Raw genomic sequence first — 21,595 nt, 5'->3', positions numbered from 1 at the left:
TTGTCAACCCGAACCGATGGAGGGGAAATTCATGATGACCATGCACATCCAGCGCCCCTCTTGTGGGCTTGTACGCCCCATGGCGGTTTCGGTACGACGGTTCTCCTGACTCTCTAAGACTTGATCGCACCGATTCCCGCCGAAACGCTTTTTCGGCTCTCGAAGGAATCCTGCGATGTTTTTCAAACTGTCAAAGGGGCTGAACGCCCCGCCTGAACGTGTCCAGACCGACGACTACAGTCGTGTCCAGACCGACGCAATCCGTGCCTCCGGCCGAATGCCGGCGGACGATATTGCTTCGCCTTTTCATCTCTATTTTCACGCGGAGGACGGACCGATGTTCGATCCCTACAGAATACCTGGCTCGAGGAGCCTGCACGACCAGAAAATGGCAACCTGGGCGCTGCTGATCGGCGAAACCTATTCGTCGGCGGTGCATGCCGAAGTCCGCCGCCGGCCGCATCGAGGCATGCTGCCGGATGTCGATTTCTCGCACGCGGTTCCCGACCCGAGCCGGCCATCGCTGGTGCGCCGGATCATCCGGCTGATCCGGCCGGGGCCAAAGCTCCGGATCGTGGACAGTGAACCATCAGGATCGTCAATCGCGACTGTCGGCGAAAAGCCCGCGAGCCCCTATATTGCGCGGAGCAAGACCGATGGCCCAGATGATTCCGAGCCATCGGTCGTTGACGCCATGCGGTCTGGTGACACCGTACGTTCCCGTGCCGCATGAGCGGAAAAACAGATTTGTGAGCATGACTTATGTTGTTTGGCTGGTTTGAAAAAAGGCTCGACCCGTTCCCCGCAGCGGAACCGGTCGAGCCGCCCAAGACGCTGGTTGCCTTCTGCGTGCATTACACACGCGGCGCCTGGCCCTATATCCTTCTCGATGCGGTGCTGGTGACGGCCATCGCCATCGCGGAAGTGTGGATGTTCGGCTTCCTGGGCCGCATCGTCGACTGGCTGTCGGGGCAGAATCGCGAAACCTTCCTGCAGACGGAGGCCTGGAAGCTTGCCGGCATGGCGTTCGTCGTGCTGTTCGCGCTGCCGGGCACGGTATGGCTCCATTCGCTGCTCAACCAGCAGACGCTGATGGGCAACTATCCCATGCGCATCCGCTGGCAGGTGCACCGTTACCTGCTCAAGCAATCGATGAGCTTCTACCAGGACGAGTTCGCCGGCCGCATCGCCACCAAGTTGATGCAGACAGCGCTCGCCGTGCGCGAATGCGTCATCAAGCTGATCGATGTGCTGAACTACGTCATCGTCTATTTCCTTGGCATGCTGTTCATCGTCGGCTCGACCGACTGGCGGCTGGCAACGCCGCTTGTCGTCTGGCTCGTCGGCTATGTCCTGCTGCTGCGCTATTTCATTCCGCGGCTGGGCAAGGTCGGCGAAGAACAAGCCAATGCGCGATCGACCATGACCGGCCGCGTCGTCGACAGCTACAGCAACATCCAGACGGTCAAGCTGTTCAGCCACGCACGCCGCGAAGCATCCTTCGCCAAGGAGGGCATGGCCGGCTTCCTCGAGACAGTCTACCGGTCGATGCGGCTGGTGACGGTGCTGTATGGAGTCCTCTATATCCTGAACGCGCTGCTGCTGTTCTCCGTCACCGCGCTGTCGCTGTGGCTGTGGCTGGGGCAGGCGGTGACGATCGGCGCTGTCGCCGTGGTCATCGGGCTGGTGCTCCGGATGTGGGGCATGTCGCAGTGGATCATGTGGGAAATGTCGGGCCTGTTCGAGAACATCGGCACGGTGCAGGACGGCATCGCCTCGATCTCGTTGCCGCGCCTGGTCGAGGACCGGCCGGGGGCAAAGGACATCGCCGTCACCAGGGGCGAGATCCGCTTCGAGGACATCCGTTTCCACTATGGCAAGCAGAAAGGTGTCATCGAGGGCCTGTCGCTGACGGTAAAGCCGGGCGAGAAGGTCGGCATTGTTGGCCGCTCGGGCGCCGGCAAGTCGACGCTGGTCAACCTCCTGCTGCGCTTCTACGACCTAGAAGCTGGCCGGATTCTGATCGACGGCCAGGAGATCGCAGGCGTGACACAGGACTCGCTGCGCGCCCAGATCGGCATGGTCACGCAGGACACCTCGCTGCTGCATCGTTCGGTGCGCGAGAACATCCTCTATGGCCGGCCTGACGCGAGCGACGAACTGCTCGTCGAGGCGGCGCGGCACGCCGAGGCGCTGGACTTCATCTCCGGGCTTTCGGATGCCAAGGACCGCAAGGGATTCGACGCCCATGTCGGCGATCGCGGCGTCAAATTGTCCGGCGGCCAGCGGCAACGCATCGCCATTGCTCGCGTTATGTTGAAGGACGCACCCATTCTTATCCTTGACGAGGCGACGTCCGCGCTCGATTCCGAAGCTGAAGCGGCCATCCAGGAGAATCTCTACAAGCTCATGCAAGGCAAGACCGTCATCGCCATCGCGCACCGGCTGTCGACCATCGCGGCGATGGACAGGCTGGTGGTGATGGACAGGGGCCACGTCATCGAGGAAGGTTCGCACGAGGAACTCGTCGCCCGGGGCGGGCTCTATGCGCAGCTCTGGCAGCGTCAGTCGGGCGGGTTCCTGCTCGACGACGGCCCGGCCGATGCCGCCAATGACGCACTTGCAAAGGGGCAAGCCGCAGAATGATGGCCGCCGCATGATGACAGCCGTCTATCGCTGGTTCGAGAACTGGGTCTATCCGTTCAGGGAGCCGGCGAATCTTCGGCCACCGACCAGCGTCGGCGGCTTTCTCTGGCACTATGTCGGCCAGGCGAAATTCGCCTTTTTCGCCATGCTGCTCATCGGCGGCATTGCACCGCTGGTCGAAGCCGGCCTGTTCTACTTCGTCGGGCGGCTGGTCGACATTCTCGACCAGCTTCCCGGCGAGCGCAGCTGGCACGCGCTGTGGAACGCCGCCGGCCCCGAACTGGTGTTCATGATCGCGGTGGTGCTGGTCATCCGCACCGTCGTCGTCGGCTTGTCGGCTCTGGTCGACGAACAGACGATCACGCCGGGCTTTTATAATCTGGTGCGCTGGCAGGCGCACCGGTACGTGTCGCGCCAGTCCTACGCCTTCTTCCAGAACGATTTCGCGGGCCGCATCGCCACCAAGGTCTGGCAGGCGGGCCAAGCCACCGGCGACCTGATGGAAAGCTTCATCGAGGTCATCTGGTTCATGATCGTCTACACGGTGACGACGCTGGCGCTGGTCGCCGGGCTGGACCTCAGGCTGGCGGTGCTGGTGGTGATCTGGATTTCCGCCTTCGGCTGGCTGGCCAAGCTCTATCTGCCGGCAATCCGCAAGCACGCCGAGGAAACCGCCGAGGCCGGCTCGATGATCACCGGGCGCATCGTCGATTCCTATTCCAACGTGCAGACGCTGAAACTGTTCTCGGCCGATGGCGACGACCGCTATATCAAGAACGGCTTCGACATCTATCTCGACGCGCTGCGCCCCTTCACCCGACGGCTGACCGGCGTGCGCATGGCGCTGACGACACTGTCGGGCATCATGATCACGACAATCGGCTGCTTTGCCGTCTATCTGTGGGTCGAAGGATCGATCACCGTCGGCGCGGTCGCCTTCACGCTGTCGCTGGTGCTGCGGCTCAACATGCTGCTCGGCCGGGTGATGATGCAGCTCAACGGCATATTGCGGAATCTCGGTGTGCTGGAAAACTCCAAGGCGCTGGTCTCGCAGCCGCTCGGCCTCACCGATGCGCCCGGCGCAAAAGAACTCGTGGTGGCCGGCGGACGCATCGAGGTGAAGAATGTCGAGTTCCACTACGGCAAGGGGTTCGGCGTGCTCAACGGCATCGATCTTGTCGTGCGGCCGGGTGAGAAGGTCGGGCTGGTCGGACCGTCCGGCGCCGGCAAGACGACGCTCGCCAATCTGATCCTGCGGCTCTACGATCTGGAAAGCGGGTCCATCGCCATCGATGGCCAGAACGTTGCTGGTGTGACGCAGAATTCGCTGCGCGCCAATATCGGTGTCGTCAGCCAGGACACGGCACTGTTCCACCGTTCGTTGCGCGACAACATCAAGCTCGGCATGCCTGACGCGACCGACGCCGAAGTGATCGCGGCTGCCAGGAAGGCCGAGGCGCATGAATTCATCGTGGGCCTTCGCGACAACCGGGACCGTGCCGGCTACGAGGCTTTTGTCGGCGAGCGCGGCGTCAAACTGTCGGGCGGCCAGCGCCAGCGCGTGGCAATCGCCCGCGTGTTCCTCAAGGACGCGCCGATCCTGATCCTCGACGAAGCAACGTCGGCGCTGGACTCGGACATCGAGGCGGCGATCCAGGAGAATCTGACGCTGCTGATGGAGGACAAGACGGTTATCGCCATCGCCCACCGGCTGTCGACCATCGCCGCGCTCGACCGGCTGGTGGTGCTCGATGGCGGCCGCATCGTCGAACAAGGCACGCATGACGAACTGGTGGCGCTCGACGGGCTCTACGCGCGCCTGTGGACGAGGCAGTCCGGCGGCTTCCTCTATCACGAGGAAAGCGTGCTCGAAGAGACGCGACCGGCGGAATGAGGGGGCGGCGGAGTGAGGTCATGAGTGGACCGGCGGACGTCGGCTATGTGCTCAAGCGGCTCCGGCCAACCACGCCCGCGTTCGACGCGCTGAGGGAGGAGAGCCGGCTGGAGGGCTACTGGATGCTGGTGCGCCTTGCGGATGGCTGGGCGAGCGGCCGCAACAAGTTCCTGAAGCGGGGCGAGGCGCTGTACGGGACATGGCATGGCCGGGACCTCGCCGGCGTGTGCGGGCTGAACGTCGATCCGTATTTCGAGGGCAGGGACAAGGGCCGGGTCCGGCACCTGTTCGTGAGCGCGCGCCACCGCCGCACCGGTCTTGGCCGCATGCTGGTGGAGACCGTCATCGACAGGGCGCGTCAGCATTTTGCAGCGCTGAACACCCGCGCGCCGCAAGAAGCCTTCGCGTTCTATGAGCGGCTTGGCTTCCGGCCGGTGATAGGCGAAGAATTCGTCACACACCGCATGATTTTTGGGAAAGGAGGCTGAAATGTCGCTGCGTCCGCTATCCGCCAGCGCCTCGGCTGCCGAAGCCGCCTTCGACGCGCTCGGCCATGAAATCCTCGCCGAGAAGGCGGCAGCACTCGGCCGCGCCGGCCAGCGGGTCGAGGAAACGCTGGCGAGGCTGCGCGACAATTGCGACGAGCAGCTGCGTCCCCGACTCCTCAAGGAGGCCGCAGAGGCGGTGCACGGCTATTTCATCCAGCGCGAACTGTGCGGATTGCGAAGGCATGACGCCGTCATCCGCGAATACAACATCCCGAAGGCTGTTCTGGTCAGGCTCGGCGCCAAGTAGCTCTTTTGTTCGACCATGATCTCCAGCGAAAGCCGGTTCCCGCTTTTCGGGATCATGGTCACTCCAACCATTCGGTGATGAACGAGCCGTTCTCGTGGATGTCGGTGGTTTCCAGCGGGCCCGGGCCGAGATTGGTGAATTTGTGCGGTGTGTTGGGCGGAACGATCACGATCTGGCCGGCATAGGCCTCGATCTCCTGGTCGCCTACCGTGAACAGGCCGGTGCCCTGGCGGATGATGAAGATCTCTGCGTAGGGATGCGTGTGGAGCCGGGGACCGCCGCCGACATCAGGCAGATAGTTGAAGATCAGGCAGGAGTTGGAGCCGTAGGCGCCGCATTGCAGCTCGCCCTTCCAGCCGTCGGAGCGAACAGCCCATTCGTCGCGGTCTATGACGTGTGCCATGGTGGCGAGGATAGACCGGGGCGGTGCCCGGTGTCGAGGTAGAGGCGAACCCCGGAATTGCGGTTGTTTCCCTGTTGTTTAGCGATCTTCGGCGGCCATTCCGGGTCGCGCTGAGCGGGGACGGATTTTGTCCCCGCGACAATCTGCCCTTGTGCCTTCACCCGTCTGGACAAAAACGGGCTTCACGCATAAACCGAAGTCCAAATGCCGGAGGAATTCGCAAGCCTGTTCGCCATGCGCTGTCGGGTTGGCGCAATTGAGCGGGGAACAAGGCTCAGCCACCGGCACGGAAGAGGCGAAAGGATCAGGCACCCGTGAGCGCAACCGACACCCAGGATCCCAACCGTCGTGATTTTCTCTACGTCGCCACCGGCATGGCCGCTGTGGTCGGCGCGGGCGCTTTCGCATGGCCGTTCATAGACCAGATGCGCCCCGACGCCTCGACGCTGGCATTGGCCTCCGTCGAGGTCGACGTCGCCTCGCTGACGCCGGGCATGTCGCTGATCGTCAAATGGCGCGGCAAGCCTGTCGTGGTGCGCAACCGCACCGAGCAGGAGATGAAGGACGGCGAGGCGGTCAAGCTGACGGACCTCAAGGATCCGATCGCCCGCAACGCGAACCTTCCGGCAGACGCGCCGGCGACCGACGCCAACCGCACCACGCCCGGCAAAGAAGCCTGGATGGTGATGGTTCAGGTCTGCACGCATCTGGGCTGCATTCCGCTCGGCCAGGAAGGCGATTTCGGCGGCTGGTTCTGTCCGTGCCACGGTTCGCAATACGACACGGCCGGCCGCATCCGCAAAGGCCCGGCGCCCGAGAACATGGCAGTGCCGGTATTCAAATTCATTTCCGATACCAAGATCCTTATCGGTTGAGGCAGGGGATATTTCGATGAGCGAGGGACACTCGACCTATACGCCCAAGACCGGTATCGAACGCTGGTTCGACGCCCGCCTGCCGTTGCCGCGGCTGGTCTATGACAGCTTCATCGCCTATCCGGTACCACGCAACCTCAACTATGCCTGGACCTTCGGCGGCATCCTCGCGATCATGCTGGCGTCGCAGATCATCACCGGCATCGTGCTGGCCATGCACTATGCGGCCGACACCACTCTCGCCTTCGATTCGGTCGAGAAGATCATGCGCGACGTGAATTCTGGATGGCTGTTGCGCTATCTCCATGCCACAGGCGCCTCGTTCTTCTTTATGGCTGTTTATGTCCACATCTTTCGTGGCCTCTACTACGGCTCCTACAAGGCGCCGCGCGAGCTGCTGTGGATCCTCGGCTGCATCATCTACCTCCTGATGATGGCGACGGCCTTCATGGGTTATGTGTTGCCGTGGGGCCAGATGAGCTTCTGGGGCGCGACCGTCATCACCGGCTTCTTCAGCGCCATCCCGCTGGTCGGCGAATGGATCCAGCAGCTGCTGCTCGGCGGCTTCGCCGTCGACAATCCGACACTGAACCGCTTTTTCTCGCTGCACTACCTCTTGCCGTTCATGATCGCCGGGGTCGTCATTCTGCATATCTGGGCATTGCACGTCACCGGCCAGAGCAATCCGACTGGCATCGAGGTCAAGTCGAAGACCGACACCGTCGCCTTCACCCCCTACGCGACCATCAAGGACGCGTTCGGTTCGATCGTGTTCCTGTTCTTCTTTGCCTATTTCGTCTTCTACATTCCGAATTTTCTTATGGCGCCCGACAATTACATCGTAGCCAATCCGTTGAAGACACCGGCGCATATTGTGCCTGAATGGTACTTCCTGCCGTTCTACGCGATCCTGCGCGCCATCACTTTCAACATCGGGCCGATCAATTCCAAGCTCGGCGGCGTGATCTGCATGTTCGGCGCCATCGTCATGCTGTTCCTGGTGCCGTGGCTCGACACTTCGAAGGTGCGTTCGGCTGTCTACCGGCCCTGGTACAAGCTGTTCTTCTGGCTGTTCGTCGCTGACGCCGTCCTGCTTGGCTGGCTGGGCTCGCAGCCTGCCGAGGGCAGCTATGTGTTCATGGCGCAGATGGCGACACTGTTCTACTTCGCCTTCTTCCTGGTCGCGCTGCCCGTGCTCGGGCTGATCGAGACACCGCGGCGGCTGCCGAATTCGATCACCGAGGCTGTGCTCGAGAAGAACAAGGGCGGCGGCGGACATCCGGCGGGTGCCGCGGCCTCACCAGAGACCAAGGGCTAAGCGGTAGAGAATCTAAGGGGATTTGGCATGAAAAAGATTCTCACCTCGCTGGCGCTGATCGGCCTTGTGGCCGCCGGCACTGGGGCCGCAGCCACCTGGGCGATCGCAGCCGAAGAGGCACACAACGCGGCCGCGCCGACGCATTTTCCGATCGATGAGCCGAAGGAAATCAGTTGGAGCTTTGCCGGCCCGTTCGGCACCTATGACAAGGCGCAGTTGCAGCGCGGCCTGAAGGTTTACAAGGAAGTCTGCTCGGCCTGTCACTCGATGAATCTGGTGGCATTCCGTACTCTGTCGGACCTCGGCTATTCCGACGCGCAGATCAAGTCGCTGTCGGCCGGGTACACGATCCATGACGGCCCCAACGATGCCGGCGACATGTTCGATCGCCCCGGTAAGCCGTCCGATTATTTCCCGCCGCCTTTCCCCAACGAGCAGGCGGCTGCATCCGCCAATGGTGGTGCTGCTCCGCCCGACATGTCGCTGCTGGCCAAAGCGCGCGGCGTCGAGCGCGGCTTCCCGCAGTTCGTCTTCGACATCTTCACCCAGTATGCCGCGGGCGGGCCGGACTACATCCATTCGCTGCTGACCGGCTACGACCAGACGCCGCCGGCCGGCATGGTCATCCCGGAGGGCACCCATTACAACCCATACTTCGTGTCGGGCGTGTCGCTGAAGATGCCCAAGCCGCTCTCCGACGGACAGGTGACCTATGACGACGGCTCGCCGCAGACGGTCGATCAGTATGCCCGCGACGTGTCGGCCTTCCTGATGTGGGCAGCCGAGCCGCATATGGAAGACCGCAAGAAGACCGGCTTCCGCGTGCTGGTGTTCCTGCTTTTGTTCGGCGCGCTGGTCTATCTCACCAAGCGCAAGGTGTGGGAAGGCGTGGCGCACTAAACCGCGCACAGCCATACGATCACAAAAGGGCGCCGAAAGGCGCCCTTTTTCATTTGGGGAGGCCCGTGCTGTCACATGGCCGTCACCGCATCTGGCGATCCTGTGCCGCTCTCATCAAAGGATCGCACTCATGAAAAGATATGCTTCGCTCGCGGCAGGCTTGCTGCTGCTCATCGTCGGGTCGGCCGCACAAGCCGAAGACGCCCAGCCCTTCGTCACCAACAAGGATGTCGACCTGACGATGATCCTGCCGCCGCCGCCGGCGAACGACTCGGCGCAGACCAAGGCCGAACTTGGCGAGGTGCTGACGCTGCAGGTGACGCGCACGCCTGAGATGGTGGCCAGCGCAGTTGCCGACGCCGAGGAGAATGTCTGGCGCTTCGCCAATGTCATGGGGCCGAAGTTCAACAAGGAAACGCTGCCGAAATTCAGTGCTTTCTTCGATCGCGTGGTGGCCACCGAAGGCGCCGTCGTCGATCCGGCCAAGGATGTCTGGAAGCGCCCGCGTCCGCACCAGCTCAGCGACCTCGTCAAGCCCGCGGTCAAGCTGTCCAGCTCCGGTTCGTGGCCTTCCGGCCACGCGACCGTCGGCACCATGATGGGCATCATCCTGTCCGACATGGTTCCGGAAAAGCGCGCTGAGATCATGGCGCGTGCGGCTGAATACGCCCACAATCGTGAGGTCGGCGGTATCCACTACGCGTCCGACGTCGAGATGGGCAAGATTTCCGGCAGCGTGATCGCCGCCGTCTTGCTCAACAGGGACGACTTCAAGGCAGAATACGACGTGGCCAAGGCCGAGCTTCGTTCCGATCTCGGCATGTAACCTCTCGCCAGCAGCCGGTTTTCGACGAAAGGGGCGCTTCGGGCGCCCTTTTTGTGCTGGCGGTTGTAGCTCGTGGGGCAGCTCGGCAATTAGGCCGTTGGCACGGAGGCATCCGATTGATATTCGACGCACCAAACGGTGGCGAAGCGATTGCCACGATATGACGTCTGGAAATGAATGATGCGGCTCAGCGACTGTCACAATTTTTCCGATTTCCGCCGCATGGCGCAACAGCGGCTGCCGGGCCCGATCTTCGACTACATCGACGGCGCGGCGGACGATGAGGTCACCTATCGCCGCAACACCGAAAGCTTCGAAACCTGCGACCTGGTTCCCAACGTCCTGCGTGGCGTCAGCGAGATCGACATGTCGGTGACGGTGATGGGCCAGAAGCTGGCGATGCCGGTCTATTGCTCGCCGACCGCCTTGCAGCGGCTGTTCCACCATCAGGGCGAGCGCGCGGTCGCCAAGGCAGCCGCCAAATACGGCACGATGTTCGGCGTCTCCTCGCTTGGCACCGTCAGCCTCGAGGAAGCGCGCGGGATCAGCAGCGGCCCGCAGGTCTACCAGTTCTATTTCCACCGGGATCGCGGCCTCAACCGGGCGATGATGCAGCGGGCAAAGGAGGTTGGCGTCGAAGTGATGATGCTGACCGTCGACAGCATCACCGGCGGAAACCGCGAGCGCGACAAACGCACCGGCTTTGCCATCCCCTTCAAGCTCAACCTGGCCGGAATGCTGCAGTTCGCGATCAAGCCGGCCTGGGCAATCAATTACTTCACCCATGAGGGGTTCAGGCTGCCGCAGCTGGACGAGCATGTCGACATGGGCGGCGGCACCATGTCGATCAGCCGCTACTTCACCGAAATGCTCGACCCGTCGATGACGTGGGACGATGTCGCCGAGATGGTCAGGCTGTGGTCTGGTCCGTTCTGCCTCAAGGGCGTCATGTCGGTGGAGGACGCCAAACGCGCCGTCGAGATCGGCTGCAGCGGCATCGTGCTGTCGAACCATGGCGGCCGGCAACTGGATGGTTCGCGGGCGGCGTTCGACCAGCTTGCCGAGATCGTCGATGCGGTCGGCGACAAGATCGATGTCATCATGGATGGCGGCGTGCAGCGCGGCACGCATGTGCTGAAGGCGCTGTCGCTCGGCGCCAAGGCGGTCGGCGTCGGCCGCTACTATCTGTTCCCGCTCGCGGCGGCCGGCCAGCCGGGCGTCGAACGGGCACTTGAACAGATGCGGGTCGAGATCGAGCGCGGCATGAAGCTGATGGGCTGCAGTTCGATCGAACAATTGTCGCGCAAGAATCTCCGTTTCAGGTAATCTCGAGCCATGAAATCCTCCCTCGAAGACTCACTGCTTGCCGCGATCCGCACCATTCCGGATTATCCCAAGCCTGGCATCCTGTTTCGCGACATCACCACGCTGCTCGGCAATGCGCGCGCCTTCCGCCGCGCCATCGACGAGCTGGTGCATCCCTATGCCGGGCAGAAGATCGACAAGATCGCCGGCATCGAGGCGCGGGGTTTCATCCTCGGCGGCGCCGTCGCCCATCAGCTCTCGGCCGGTTTTGTGCCGATCCGCAAGAAGGGCAAGCTGCCTTTCGAGACCGTGCGCGTCGCGTACAGCCTTGAATACGGGCTGGACGAGATGGAGATGCACAAGGACGGCGTTTCTCCGGGCGAGAAGGTGATCCTGGTCGACGATCTGATCGCCACCGGCGGCACCGCGGAAGCGGCGGTCAAACTGCTGCGCCAGATCGGCGCCGACATCCTCGCCGCCTGCTTCGTCATCGACCTGCCGGACCTCGGCGGCCGCGCCAAGCTCGAAGCGCTCGGCGTGCCGGTGAGGACGCTGATCGGGTTTGAAGGGCATTGAGGGGGCCTCTGCCTTCTCCCCTTGTGGGAGAAGGTGGCCGAGCGAAGCTCGGTCGGACGAGGGGTGTTCCAGGGAACGCGAACGCCTCGTTTCTTCCAGCACCCCTCATCCGTCTTGGCGCTGCGCGCCAATCCACCTTCTCCCACAGGGGGAGAAGGAAGGAGGCTTGCTACTCCACCTTCACCAGCACGGCGCTTTCGAACTCCAGCACCTTGTCGCCGGTCGAATCGAAGGCCTCGCAACGTAGCGCCAGCAGCCGCCAGCCGGGGCGTGAGGCGATCGGCCGGTGGGAAAGTGCCGTACGCGTAAAGGTGATGGTTTGCCCGGCATAGACCGGCTTCAGCCATTTCAGGTTCTTGAAGCCAGGCGAGGGGCCGAATTCCGGCACCGGTCCGGGGCCGCTCCACGCAGCGATCTGGGCGTCCATGCTGCTTGCCAGATTGAGTTTCATCCAGGTCGCGGCCGTGTGCCAGCCGGACGCGCAGAGCCCGCCGAGCACGCTCTTCTTGGCCGCTTCCTCGTCGATATGGAAGATCTGCGGGTCGTATTTCCTGGCGAACGCCTTGATCGCCTCGGGCTCGAATGTGTGCGAGCCGAGCGTAACGGTGGTGCCGATGCGGAAGAATTCGTCCAGCGTCATGCGGGGCTCCCGGCAGCGTCGCGCGTGAGGAACATGACCGAATTCTCAAGCTCGAAGACGCTTTCGCCGCGCTGGTTGAGCAGTTCGCTGCGCATGGTGACGAAGCCGAGCTGCGGCTTCGACCGCGACAGGCGCTTGGTGAGAACCACCAGGCTCCCTGTCAGTGTGTCGCCGGCCAGCACCGGCTTCTTCCATTTCACCTGATCGACGCCGGGCGATCCCTGGCAGGTGGAGTCGAGCAGGAAAGCATCGCACAGCATGCGCATGAACATGGCTGAGGTATGCCAGCCCGAAGCGGAGAGGCCGCCGAGGATGCTCGCCTTGCCGGCTTCCTCATCGAGATGCATGGGCTGCGCGTCGAATTCGCTGGCGAATTCGATGATTTCGGCGGCGCTCACTTGCTTGCTGCCGAGCTCGAACAAGGCGCCCTCGACGAAGTCCTCATAGGCCCAGGGTTTTGCTGTCATGGTCTGGAATCCGGTTCATAGACCCACGATTTCGGATCGGGGTTTCCGGATGCAGGCAGGCCGCCGTTTGGTCAAGAGATTTCTATAGCGCCACGTCACGGCCGCATGGCCTTTGGCGGACGGGTCAAAGCCAGCCGCGGCGGCGGAAATACCAGAAGGGCAGGATCGCCGACAGGATCATCAGGCCGATCGCGAAGGGATAGCCGAGCTCCCATTTGAGCTCGGGGATGATGTCGAAATTCATGCCGTAGATCGAAGCCACCAGCGTCGGCGGCAGGAAGATGACGGCGGCGACCGAGAAGATCTTGATGATGGCGTTCTGCTCGATCGAGATCATGCCGAGCGTGGCATCGAGCAGGAAGCTGATCTTCTGCGACAGGAAGGTGGCGTGATCGGCGAGCGACAGCACGTCGCGCGACAGCGTCTTGATGCGCGCCTTGGTGTCCTTGCTCATCTTGGTCCGGGTCGAGGCGTGGGCGAAGAAGCCGGCGAGGCGCTGCAGCGAGATCAGGCTGTCGCGGATCGAGGAGGCGATGTCCTCCTTGCGGCCGATAGCCTTCAGGAGCTCCTGGAAGTCGCGATTGCGCTTGGAAACCTTGGTCGACCGCGCCTCGAAGATGTCGCGTGAAATCGCCTCGATGTCGCGGCCGGCGCGCTCCAGGATATCGGCGAGGCGATCGACAATCGCCTCCAGCAAGCCGATCAGGATGGTGTCGCCGCTGGTGCAGCCGGTCGCCACCTTCTCGGCGCGCTGGGGAAAGGTCTTGAACGCCTTCGGTTCGTGATAGCGCACGGTGATCAGCCGGGAGCCGGCGAGCACGAAGGTGACCGGCGACATCAGGGGGTCGTCGTCCTCGGTCTGGGCGGGCAGGGTGGCGGTCATGAAGTAGGCGCCGTCCTCGACATAGAGGCGGCTCGAAATCTCGATCTCCTCCATCTCCTCGCGCGTCGGAATGGCGACGCCGAGCCAGCTTTCGATCGCCACTTCCTCTTCCCTGGTCGGGTTGAGCAGGTCGGCCCAGACGACGTTCTCGCTGTTTGCCAGGAGATCGTCGATGACGCGCAAGCGGTCATTGTCCACGACGAAGGCCTTGATCATCGCCGGGTCTCCCTTGCTGGGGCTAAAGGGTGCGTTCAGATTGACGCGTCGTGTCGGATTGCACGGCTCTCCTGCGCATGCGCCGACCGTGTGCCTGCCGCTTAGACCTGTGGCGTGACAAAATCAAGACAAGCAACTGGCGGGCGAATGACACTCGGCGGCTCGAAAAACTCGTCGAGAAGCCGGTATCAGAGAGTTGCCGCCAGGTGTGACCTTCGCGAAATCAGGTATTGAACTTGAACAGCAGGACGTCGCCGTCCTGGACGACATATTCCTTGCCTTCGTCGCGCGCCTTGCCGGCTTCCTTGGCCGCCACTTCGCCGCCCAGCGTGATGAAGTCGTTGTAGGCGATGGTCTGGGCGCGGATGAAGCCGCGCTCGAAGTCGGTGTGGATGACGCCGGCGGCCTGCGGCGCCTTGGCACCCTTGTGCACGGTCCAGGCGCGCGTTTCCTTGGGACCGGCGGTGAAATAGGTGATCAGCTGCAACAGCTCGTAGCCGGCGCGGATGACCTTGTTCAGGCCGGGCTCGTCGAGGCCGAGCGAGGACAGGAATTCCATCTCCTCCTCGTCCGACAGCTGGGCGACTTCCGCTTCGATGGCGGCCGAGATCACCACGGTGCTGGCGCCTTGCGCGGCGGCCATCTTTTCCACGGCCCTTGTGTGCTCGTTGCCCGTGGCGGCGTCGGCCTCGGCGACATTGCAGACATAGAGCACGGGATGCGAGGTCAGGAGGTTCAGTCCCTGCAGGATGCGCAGGTCTTCCGCCGAAATGCCCTTCAGCAGGATGCGGGTCGGCTTGCCGGCCTGCAGCAGCTCGAGCGCCGCCTCCATCAGCGGCAGCACGGTCGTCGCTTCCTTGTCCTTGCTGCCGGCGCGCTTGCGGATCTGCACGATGCGGCGCTCGAGGCTGTCGAGATCGGCGAGCATCAGCTCGGTCTCGACCGTCTCGGCGTCGGCGACGGGGTCGATGCGGCCCTCGACATGGGTGATGTCGTCATCCTCGAAGCAGCGCAGCACATGCACGATGGCGTCAACCTCGCGGATGTTGGCGAGGAACTGGTTGCCCAGGCCTTCGCCTTTCGAGGCGCCGCGCACCAGGCCGGCAATGTCAACGAAGGAGATGCGCGTCGGGATGATCTCCTTCGACTTGGCGATCGCCGCGATCTTCTGCAGGCGCGGATCGGGCACCGCCACCTCGCCGGTGTTCGGTTCGATGGTGCAGAACGGATAGTTGGCGGCCTGCGCCGCCGCCGTCCTGGTCAGCGCGTTGAAAAGCGTCGACTTGCCGACATTGGGCAAGCCAACGATGCCGCATTTGAAACCCATTTTGTCCGGTCCTATCGGGAAATCGAAATTTGATCAGGGCTATGGGCGATAGGGGTGATCAACGTCAAGCCCTGTAACGCCGCACGCTCCTGCCGCGTTCACTCCTTGCCGAAGAGTTTCTTCAGCATCGCGGCCATCGGGCCGCTTTCCGGCAGTTTGACCACCGGCTGCTGCGGGCGGGCCTGGCGGACGTGACTTTGCTGCTTTGGCGCGGGTTTTTCCGGCTCCGGCGCGGCCTTGCCCTGGACGGCGAGGCTGGCCTTGTTCATGAAGCCGGATTCGTCGCCCTTGACGATCATGGCGGCGTTGTCGGCGATCGCGTCGAGCAGCGGTTCGAGCCATTCGCGGTCGGCCTTGGCGAAATCGCCGAGCACGTGATGCTGGACCATTTCCTTGACGCCGGGATGGCCAACGCCGATGCGCACGCGGCGATAGGCGTTGCCGACATGGCCGTCGATTGAGCGGATGCCGTTATGGCCGCCGGCGCCGCCGCCGGTCTTGATGCGCAGCTTGCCCTCGGCAAGGTCGATCTCGTCATAGAAGACGGTGAGCGCGGAAAGCTCGAGCTTGTAGAAGCGCAGCGCTTCGCCAACCGACTGGCCGGACAGGTTCATGAAGGTCTGCGGCTTGATCAGGACGATCTTTTCGCCGCCAAGCGTGCCTTCGCTAATCAGGCCCTGGAATTTCTTCGACCAGGGCGAAAAGGAATGGCGACGGGCGATTGCGTCCGCCGCCATGAAGCCGACATTGTGCCGGTTGTTGGCGTATTTCGCGCCCGGATTGCCGAGACCTGCAAACAGCAGCATCGCCTGCTCCGGGCGTGAAAGAGTTACTTCTCTTCGGCGGCAGGGGCCGCTTCAGGGGTCGCCACTTCAGCCGTGACTTCCGTCTCCGGCTTCATCGCCGACGAACCGGCAATGGTCGCGATGGTGAAGTCGCGGTCGGAGATGACAGGCTTCACGCCGGCCGGCAACTTGACCGCCGAGATGTGGATTGAGTCGCCGATGTCGGCGCCGGTGAGATCGACGGTGATGAATTCCGGGATCGCATTGGCCGGGCAGTGGAACTCGACTTCGTGGCGCACGATGTTGAGCACGCCGCCGCGCTTGATGCCGGGCGACTTGTCCTCGTTGATGAAGTGGACAGGCACGTCGACATTGACCTCGGTGTCCTTGCCGATGCGCAGGAAGTCGACATGGACAGGGAAATCCTTGACCGGGTCGAGCTGGAAGTCCTTCGGCAGGACCTGGATCTTCTTGCCGTCGACATCGATCGTGGCGATCGTGGTCAGAAACCCGCCGCCATGGATCTTGTAGTAGATGTCCTTGTAGGTGAGCGCGATGGCCAGGGGAGGCTGCTTGTCACCATAAATTACTGCAGGCACTTTACCGTTGCGGCGAACTGCACGGGCGGACCCCTTACCGACCTGTTCGCGTGCTTCGGCCTTGAGCTCGTAAGTGTCGTGGCTCATGGCATTTCCTTTCGGTTTGTTCTGGAGCGTTCGCGGCCGGCAACGTGCTTGGCCGTAAACGTCGAAAGCCGCCGGGTGAGGCGGCTTTCCGCCGCGTTGCCTCCAAGGGTGTCTACGCGGGTGGCGGCTCTATAGCGGAAGGCGGCCGGAGGTGCAAGCCAAAGGCTAGCCGCGCTTTTCTATGACGGCATACAGCACGTTACGGTTCTCGCCAAAGAACACCTTGGCCTCGACGGTGTTGCGGTCAACGCTGGCATTGACGATGTTCCACATGTCGACCTCCGACCGCAGCAGCAACACCCAGTCCATGAACGTCTCGCGGTACCCGGCGTCAGGATTGCCTTCCGCGTAGTTCGCGAACAGGAATGTCCCGTTCGGCTTCAACATCTGCAGGCAGGTCTTCGTGAGTTTCACGGCAACGTTGTGCGCAAGGTAGTCGTAAAGGCCGGAGGCGTAGATCAAGTCGAACTGGCCCAGCTTGTGGCCCCTCGTGAGCACCGTCCGCACCGAGCCGTCGATGGCCTCGACCGCCGTGCCCTGGAAGTCGCGCGCGATCAATCCAACGCTCTGAGGATCCTGATCGAGCGCAACCCAGCGCTTGAGACGGCCCTCCGCCAGGGCGACTGAGCGATTGGCCTCCCGCAAATGGCCGGCCGCGATCGCCAGGACCTCGGTTTGCGGTCCGTTCTTGGCCGCAGCCTCATCGACATATCGGGTCAAGAGATCGCGTCGTTCCCGTGCCGCAACGCACGACGGCACGTCCTGGGTATGGGTATAGAGCGCCTTTCCGGTTTCCGAGGCGTTTGCCACGCTCTCGGCCACATGCGGATCACAATAGATGTAATCGAGCAGCTCCGCGTCGCCAGAATAACCCCTGGGCTTGCTGAAGGACCACCGTGTCAGCGGATCCTCGAGAAAATACTCCAGGACCGGGTGGCCCTGCACCACCGGTATCAATGCTTGCCAAACGTCGGGATGAACCTTGGAACGCGTCGCGTTGAGGTGCGACATTAGGCGACGAATGATCTCGGCGGGGTCTTTTCGTTGTTCGATTTGCTGGTGTGTCGCGCTGAGAATGAGCGCCAGCTCCGCGCGAGCGTTTTCGAACTCTTCGCCATGATGCTCGATCGTTCCCCGACGGAGACTGCTGGCGATCATCTTGGCAGTAATCAGGCTTTTGCCATCAAACACGGTTTGCAACCCATCACTCCATAGTTAACAGTCAGTTAACTTATTGCGTAGAATGCTGCATTTGCCAATGCCGGGTCGACCGCATTTTATCGGTATGATTAATTTCCCGCAAACCATGTTCGTTCGTTAGGCAGCTTCTGGGTCGGATTCCGCGTTCGAGTTAACGGAAACTTGTCTTGCTCGATTGCATTTGTATGCCCGGCGTCGCAATCGCTGTTGCGCCCCAAGGAGCCGGCCTGCGTGAGGGCAGAAGCTAGAGATGAGTTCGGACTACAGGATCCTCTTCAGAAGGGGTTCGTTGTGATGGACGAACGCGTGGCATCCGTATTGGCCGAAGCGGCTGATGCCGAACCGTACGAACCGCGTTACGAACTGGCGTCCGAGGAGCTTCGCAGCCTTTACCGGACGGAAGCCCAAACGACGCGAAGAGGAGAAGCCAGGCCCGGGCTTTGGATGGCCGTTGCCATCTATGTGCTGTTTTCGGCAACTGACCTGCTGCTGATCCCAGATGTGGCCGCCTACACGATCACGGCGCGCTTCGCGGTCGGACTGACCGCGCTTTTGATCCTGGAAACGCAACTTCGCCATGGCGTCGGGACGGAATGGCTCGACATAACTTGCGCCGGGGCCATTATCTTTGGCTATGTCGGCTGGTTGTCCCCAGCGGTTATGGGTGCGGACAAGGAAAGCGTCTCTTATTATATGGTCTTCGGCACCATCTTCATGATGAGCGCCAATCTATTCTTCACGTTTAGATTTAAGGTTTCTATTATAACCTCGACTATAATATTGTGCATATTGTATGTCGTAAACTACTTTGTGCCTTCCACGTTAACATACAAGCTGGTGTTTGGAACTTTCTACATTTCCTGCTTCACATTCACCTCATATGTGAACTGGAAACTGAATGAGGAGCGCTACAACGTCTTCCTGAACGCCCTGGAAGCCAAAATTCAGCACAACGAGGCGACCGAACGAGGCAAGGCCCTGCTGAGACTGTCGCGGACCGATCCGCTTACGGGTCTCGAAAATCGGCGGGCGATCGACGAAAAGCTGCGGGACTACTGGAGCGACTGGCAACGGGTTGGAACCAGTTTTGGGGCGATCCTCATCGACGTGGATTTCTTCAAAAAGTTCAATGACTGCTACGGCCATCAGGAAGGCGACCGTTGCCTGATCCACGTCGCCAATGCCCTTAGCGAAATGATCAAGCAGTATCATGGCTCGATCGGCCGCTACGGCGGTGAGGAATTCATTGTCCTGGCTCGCGTGGAGAGAAAAGAGCAGATCATGGATCTCGCGGAAGCCATTTGCAGCACGGTGGAGAACCTGGCGCTCACCCACGAGTTGCGGCGAGACGGTGTCTCGATTGTGACAGTGAGCGTTGGCGCGGCATTCACCAGGACGCAGACTGGCGCCAAGCTGGAGAAGATCATCCACGAGGCCGACCGCGCGCTCTATCTGGCAAAAGCCGGTGGTCGAAATTGCGCCAGGCTGTTCGATCCGACCGATCCCCAGAGCAGCGACGAAAGTGAGAACATCGCGGCTTTGCTGAAGATCGCGATCGGCCAGAATCTCGTCTCGCTGGTTTATCAACCTATCCAGGATGTCAAATCGGACCGCGTTGAAGCCGTAGAGGCTCTGATGCGACTCAGAATGCTGGACGGTACGTCGGTTCCGCCGAGCCTGTTCATTCCCGTCGCCGAACGAACCGGCGCGATCTTGGAACTCGGGCGCTGGGCAATAAGGACGGTGTGCGCTGAGCTTTTGGCGGACGACCACGTCCGCGTCGTCAGTGTCAACGTCTCTCCAATTCAGCTCAAGACACCTGGCTTCGCAACGTCTGTCGCGACCATTTTGGGCGAGACAGGCGTCGCCGGCAGCAGGCTGGCCTTCGAAATCACCGAAGGACTGGAAATGGAGATGCACTCGGACATTCTGCGCTGCATCAGCGACCTGAAGCTGCTCGGCATCAAGATATGGCTCGATGACTTTGGGACGGGCTTCGCGGGCCTTTCGTGGCTTCGTCTTATCGATTTCGATACAGTGAAGATCGATCGCTCGTTTCTGCACGACTGCAGCGCCCCGAACGGCAAGGCGATGCTGCAGGACATTATCACCCTGGTCCGAAATCGCGGCCACAAAATCCTGGTCGAAGGGGTGGAAACGGACGAGCAGATGGCCCTTATGCGCGAATTCGGCATAGACAAGGTCCAGGGCTTCCATGTCGGCCGTCCCGCTCCCGCCGCCAGTTTCCAGGCAAAGCGGACCCTCCGCAAACGCCCATTCACTGTGCTTAAGTCCGCATGATAGCCGTGCCGGCGGCGGCACTGCGGTTTTTGGCCTAGACCGCTGTTTGGCGGCAGGCTATTGGCCGCCGGTCAACGCGTCACGCAGCGCCTGGATCTGCCGGTTCAAGGCATCAAGCTGTGCCAGCGTCATGCCCGAGCGCTCGATCAAGGTCTCATTCAGGCAGTTGCATCGCACAAGCAGCGCGCGCCCGGCTGAGGTCAGGTCGACCTGTACCTGGCGCTCGTCGACCTGGCTGCGCTGGCGCCTCACCAGCCCTGCCTGTTCCATCCGCTTCACCAGCGGCGTGATGGTGCTCGATTCCAAGGCGAGCCGGTGCGCGATGGTGCCGACCGACATGCCGTCGGCCTCTGCCAGGGCGTTGAGCACGAGATATTGCGGATAGGTGATGTTCATCTCGTCCAGCATCGGCTTGTAGGTGCGATTGATCGCCATGCTGGTGGCGTAGAGCGTGAAACAGAGCTGATTGTCCAACGGGAGAGGCACGGCGGATTCCTTCTTGCCAATACAGGCACCAAAGTGCGTACCACGAAAAATGATATCGCGATACATATTTCCATGGACATGCGGTTTGAGCTACGCTAGTCATGTCGACATCGCGATATTGTTTATCGCGACAACAATCAAAGGAAGATTGAGATGAACCAGGCCTCGCAATCCAAGCCCAGCTCAGGCAGCGGCACGATCACCACCAAGGACGGAACGCAGATCTACTACAAGGACTGGGGGACCGGTCAGCCGATCGTCTTCCATCACGGCTGGCCCTTGAGCAGCGACGACTGGGACGCCCAGATGCTGTTCTTCCTGTCGAAGGGCTACCGCGTCATTGCCCATGATCGCCGCGGCCATGGCCGCTCGACCCAGACGGATATCGGCAACGAAATGGACACCTATGCCGCCGATGTCGCGGCACTGGCGGCGCATTTGAACCTCAAGGACGCCATCCATGTCGGCCACTCGACCGGCGGCGGCGAGGTGGCGCGCTACGTCGCCCAGTATGGTTCGGGAGGTCGTGTCGCCAAGGCGGTGCTTATCGGCGCGGTGCCGCCGATCATGCTCAAGACCACGGCCAATCCCGGCGGCCTGCCGATCGAGGTTTTCGATGGTTTCCGCTCCGCCCAGGCAGCCAACCGCGCCCAGTTCTTCCGCGACGTTCCGGCTGGCCCGTTCTACGGGTTCAACCGTCCGGGCGCGGAAGTCTCGCAAGGTGTCATCGACAATTGGTGGCGCCAGGGCATGATGGGCGGCACCAAGGCGCACTATGATTGCATCAAGGCCTTCTCGGAGACCGACTTTACCGAGGACCTGAAGACAATCGACGTGCCGGTGCTGGTCATGCACGGTGACGACGACCAGATCGTCCCCATCGCCGACTCCGCACTGTTGACCATCAAGCTGCTGAAGAAGGGCGAGCTCAAGGTCTACAAGGGCTTCCCGCATGGCATGGCCACGACCCATGCCGACATCATCAACGCCGACCTGCTGGCCTTCTTCAAGGCGTAGGATATTTCGACGTCACAGACGAAAGCACCCGCCATCAGGCGGGTGCTAA

22 protein-coding genes are annotated in these 21,595 nt (G+C 61.9%); 13 read left to right on the top strand and 9 right to left on the bottom strand.

What is annotated here, in order from left to right; genetic code table 11:
• The first annotated feature begins 175 nt into the window (after window positions 1-175).
• From HNQ71_RS21715 to HNQ71_RS21695, 5 genes are read left to right on the top strand one after another with little or no spacing between them, the layout of a single operon-like run.
• Window positions 176-733, top strand: coding sequence for a hypothetical protein (locus tag HNQ71_RS21715; protein ID WP_184874683.1), 558 nt, complete (start codon window positions 176-178; stop codon window positions 731-733).
• Window positions 734-762: 29 nt separating this feature from the next.
• Window positions 763-2,646: an ABC transporter ATP-binding protein gene (locus HNQ71_RS21710; protein ID WP_184874682.1), complete on the top strand. Its 1,884-nt coding sequence runs from the start codon at window positions 763-765 to the stop codon at window positions 2,644-2,646.
• A gap of 10 nt (window positions 2,647-2,656) precedes the next feature.
• Window positions 2,657-4,540 (top strand): ABC transporter ATP-binding protein, encoded by a 1,884-nt coding sequence (locus tag HNQ71_RS21705; protein ID WP_184874870.1) that lies wholly within the window; start codon window positions 2,657-2,659, stop codon window positions 4,538-4,540.
• 20 nt (window positions 4,541-4,560) lie between these two features.
• The gene (locus HNQ71_RS21700) at window positions 4,561-5,028 is read left to right on the top strand and encodes a GNAT family N-acetyltransferase (RefSeq protein ID WP_184874681.1); all 468 of its coding nucleotides are present in this window, start codon (window positions 4,561-4,563) and stop codon (window positions 5,026-5,028) included.
• A gap of 1 nt (window position 5,029) precedes the next feature.
• Entirely contained in the window at window positions 5,030-5,335 is a 306-nt protein-coding gene (locus HNQ71_RS21695; RefSeq protein WP_184874680.1) for a DUF6665 family protein, read from the top strand.
• A 58-nt stretch (window positions 5,336-5,393) separates the two neighbouring features.
• Here HNQ71_RS21695 and HNQ71_RS21690 read toward each other — a convergent pair whose 3' ends face one another.
• On the bottom strand, window positions 5,394-5,738 hold the full coding sequence (locus HNQ71_RS21690; protein WP_184874679.1) for a cupin domain-containing protein: 345 nt from the start codon (window positions 5,736-5,738) through the stop codon (window positions 5,394-5,396).
• Window positions 5,739-6,052: 314 nt separating this feature from the next.
• Here HNQ71_RS21690 and petA point away from each other — a divergent pair, with 314 nt between their 5' ends.
• The 6 genes from petA (at window position 6,053) to HNQ71_RS21660 (ending at window position 11,538) form a co-directional block, all read left to right on the top strand.
• A complete protein-coding gene (gene petA / locus HNQ71_RS21685; RefSeq protein ID WP_184874678.1) occupies window positions 6,053-6,613 on the top strand; it encodes a ubiquinol-cytochrome c reductase iron-sulfur subunit in 561 nt (186 codons plus the stop codon).
• Between the two features lie 16 nt (window positions 6,614-6,629).
• Window positions 6,630-7,931, top strand: coding sequence for a cytochrome b (locus HNQ71_RS21680; protein ID WP_184874677.1), 1,302 nt, complete (start codon window positions 6,630-6,632; stop codon window positions 7,929-7,931).
• A 27-nt stretch (window positions 7,932-7,958) separates the two neighbouring features.
• Window positions 7,959-8,831, top strand: coding sequence for a cytochrome c1 (locus tag HNQ71_RS21675; protein WP_184874676.1), 873 nt, complete (start codon window positions 7,959-7,961; stop codon window positions 8,829-8,831).
• 130 nt (window positions 8,832-8,961) lie between these two features.
• Window positions 8,962-9,657 (top strand): acid phosphatase, encoded by a 696-nt coding sequence (locus HNQ71_RS21670; protein WP_184874675.1) that lies wholly within the window; start codon window positions 8,962-8,964, stop codon window positions 9,655-9,657.
• Between the two features lie 180 nt (window positions 9,658-9,837).
• On the top strand, window positions 9,838-10,983 hold the full coding sequence (locus tag HNQ71_RS21665) for an alpha-hydroxy acid oxidase (protein ID WP_184874674.1): 1,146 nt from the start codon (window positions 9,838-9,840) through the stop codon (window positions 10,981-10,983).
• A gap of 9 nt (window positions 10,984-10,992) precedes the next feature.
• Window positions 10,993-11,538 carry an adenine phosphoribosyltransferase gene (locus HNQ71_RS21660; RefSeq protein ID WP_095090850.1) on the top strand — a complete coding sequence of 182 codons (546 nt, stop codon included), beginning with the start codon at window positions 10,993-10,995 and terminating at the stop codon, window positions 11,536-11,538.
• 169 nt (window positions 11,539-11,707) lie between these two features.
• On the opposite strand, the gene HNQ71_RS21655 is transcribed toward HNQ71_RS21660, so the two are convergent.
• From HNQ71_RS21655 to HNQ71_RS21625, 7 genes are all read right to left on the bottom strand, one after another.
• Window positions 11,708-12,178, bottom strand: coding sequence for a MaoC family dehydratase (locus HNQ71_RS21655; RefSeq protein WP_184874673.1), 471 nt, complete (start codon window positions 12,176-12,178; stop codon window positions 11,708-11,710).
• Complete coding sequence (locus HNQ71_RS21650; protein ID WP_184874672.1) at window positions 12,175-12,645, bottom strand: MaoC family dehydratase; 471 nt, start codon at window positions 12,643-12,645, stop codon at window positions 12,175-12,177. The genes HNQ71_RS21655 and HNQ71_RS21650 overlap by 4 nt, the downstream gene beginning before the upstream one ends.
• Before the next feature lie 124 nt (window positions 12,646-12,769).
• Window positions 12,770-13,744 carry a magnesium/cobalt transporter CorA gene (gene corA / locus HNQ71_RS21645; RefSeq protein ID WP_184874671.1) on the bottom strand — a complete coding sequence of 325 codons (975 nt, stop codon included), beginning with the start codon at window positions 13,742-13,744 and terminating at the stop codon, window positions 12,770-12,772.
• A 223-nt stretch (window positions 13,745-13,967) separates the two neighbouring features.
• On the bottom strand, window positions 13,968-15,071 hold the full coding sequence (ychF, locus tag HNQ71_RS21640; protein WP_184874670.1) for a redox-regulated ATPase YchF: 1,104 nt from the start codon (window positions 15,069-15,071) through the stop codon (window positions 13,968-13,970).
• A 98-nt stretch (window positions 15,072-15,169) separates the two neighbouring features.
• On the bottom strand, window positions 15,170-15,877 hold the full coding sequence (pth, locus tag HNQ71_RS21635) for an aminoacyl-tRNA hydrolase (protein WP_184874669.1): 708 nt from the start codon (window positions 15,875-15,877) through the stop codon (window positions 15,170-15,172).
• Between the two features lie 23 nt (window positions 15,878-15,900).
• Window positions 15,901-16,542 carry a 50S ribosomal protein L25/general stress protein Ctc gene (locus HNQ71_RS21630; RefSeq protein WP_184874668.1) on the bottom strand — a complete coding sequence of 214 codons (642 nt, stop codon included), beginning with the start codon at window positions 16,540-16,542 and terminating at the stop codon, window positions 15,901-15,903.
• A 165-nt stretch (window positions 16,543-16,707) separates the two neighbouring features.
• Window positions 16,708-17,742 carry a class I SAM-dependent methyltransferase gene (locus HNQ71_RS21625; RefSeq protein WP_184874667.1) on the bottom strand — a complete coding sequence of 345 codons (1,035 nt, stop codon included), beginning with the start codon at window positions 17,740-17,742 and terminating at the stop codon, window positions 16,708-16,710.
• A 306-nt stretch (window positions 17,743-18,048) separates the two neighbouring features.
• On the opposite strand from HNQ71_RS21625, the gene HNQ71_RS21620 reads away from it, so the two are divergent.
• The gene (locus HNQ71_RS21620; RefSeq protein WP_425492256.1) at window positions 18,049-20,043 is read left to right on the top strand and encodes a putative bifunctional diguanylate cyclase/phosphodiesterase; all 1,995 of its coding nucleotides are present in this window, start codon (window positions 18,049-18,051) and stop codon (window positions 20,041-20,043) included.
• A gap of 57 nt (window positions 20,044-20,100) precedes the next feature.
• On the opposite strand, the gene HNQ71_RS21615 is transcribed toward HNQ71_RS21620, so the two are convergent.
• The gene (locus tag HNQ71_RS21615) at window positions 20,101-20,529 is read right to left on the bottom strand and encodes a transcriptional regulator, SarA/Rot family (protein ID WP_184874665.1); all 429 of its coding nucleotides are present in this window, start codon (window positions 20,527-20,529) and stop codon (window positions 20,101-20,103) included.
• A 153-nt stretch (window positions 20,530-20,682) separates the two neighbouring features.
• Here HNQ71_RS21615 and HNQ71_RS21610 point away from each other — a divergent pair, with 153 nt between their 5' ends.
• Window positions 20,683-21,546: an alpha/beta fold hydrolase gene (locus HNQ71_RS21610; protein WP_184874664.1), complete on the top strand. Its 864-nt coding sequence runs from the start codon at window positions 20,683-20,685 to the stop codon at window positions 21,544-21,546.
• Window positions 21,547-21,595 lie beyond the last annotated feature (49 nt).

Source organism: Mesorhizobium sangaii (assembly GCF_014207355.1).
Lineage (GTDB): Bacteria > Pseudomonadota > Alphaproteobacteria > Rhizobiales > Rhizobiaceae > Mesorhizobium > Mesorhizobium sangaii.
The sequence above is the reverse complement of the archived record's forward strand: the minus strand, read 5'-3'. Positions and strand labels throughout refer to the sequence as shown.

Coding starts and splice junctions, on each gene's coding strand:
- pth (WP_184874669.1), bottom strand. CDS start 15,877: ATGCTGCTGTTTGCAGGTCTCGGCAATCCGGGCGCGAAATACGCCAAC.
- HNQ71_RS21610 (WP_184874664.1), top strand. CDS start 20,683: ATGAACCAGGCCTCGCAATCCAAGCCCAGCTCAGGCAGCGGCACGATC.
- HNQ71_RS21680 (WP_184874677.1), top strand. CDS start 6,630: ATGAGCGAGGGACACTCGACCTATACGCCCAAGACCGGTATCGAACGC.
- corA (WP_184874671.1), bottom strand. CDS start 13,744: ATGATCAAGGCCTTCGTCGTGGACAATGACCGCTTGCGCGTCATCGAC.
- HNQ71_RS21650 (WP_184874672.1), bottom strand. CDS start 12,645: ATGACAGCAAAACCCTGGGCCTATGAGGACTTCGTCGAGGGCGCCTTG.
- HNQ71_RS21695 (WP_184874680.1), top strand. CDS start 5,030: ATGTCGCTGCGTCCGCTATCCGCCAGCGCCTCGGCTGCCGAAGCCGCC.
- HNQ71_RS21630 (WP_184874668.1), bottom strand. CDS start 16,542: ATGAGCCACGACACTTACGAGCTCAAGGCCGAAGCACGCGAACAGGTC.
- HNQ71_RS21655 (WP_184874673.1), bottom strand. CDS start 12,178: ATGACGCTGGACGAATTCTTCCGCATCGGCACCACCGTTACGCTCGGC.
- ychF (WP_184874670.1), bottom strand. CDS start 15,071: ATGGGTTTCAAATGCGGCATCGTTGGCTTGCCCAATGTCGGCAAGTCG.
- HNQ71_RS21660 (WP_095090850.1), top strand. CDS start 10,993: ATGAAATCCTCCCTCGAAGACTCACTGCTTGCCGCGATCCGCACCATT.
- HNQ71_RS21670 (WP_184874675.1), top strand. CDS start 8,962: ATGAAAAGATATGCTTCGCTCGCGGCAGGCTTGCTGCTGCTCATCGTC.
- HNQ71_RS21705 (WP_184874870.1), top strand. CDS start 2,657: ATGATGACAGCCGTCTATCGCTGGTTCGAGAACTGGGTCTATCCGTTC.
- HNQ71_RS21715 (WP_184874683.1), top strand. CDS start 176: ATGTTTTTCAAACTGTCAAAGGGGCTGAACGCCCCGCCTGAACGTGTC.
- HNQ71_RS21700 (WP_184874681.1), top strand. CDS start 4,561: ATGAGTGGACCGGCGGACGTCGGCTATGTGCTCAAGCGGCTCCGGCCA.
- HNQ71_RS21710 (WP_184874682.1), top strand. CDS start 763: ATGTTGTTTGGCTGGTTTGAAAAAAGGCTCGACCCGTTCCCCGCAGCG.
- HNQ71_RS21675 (WP_184874676.1), top strand. CDS start 7,959: ATGAAAAAGATTCTCACCTCGCTGGCGCTGATCGGCCTTGTGGCCGCC.
- HNQ71_RS21690 (WP_184874679.1), bottom strand. CDS start 5,738: ATGGCACACGTCATAGACCGCGACGAATGGGCTGTTCGCTCCGACGGC.
- HNQ71_RS21665 (WP_184874674.1), top strand. CDS start 9,838: ATGCGGCTCAGCGACTGTCACAATTTTTCCGATTTCCGCCGCATGGCG.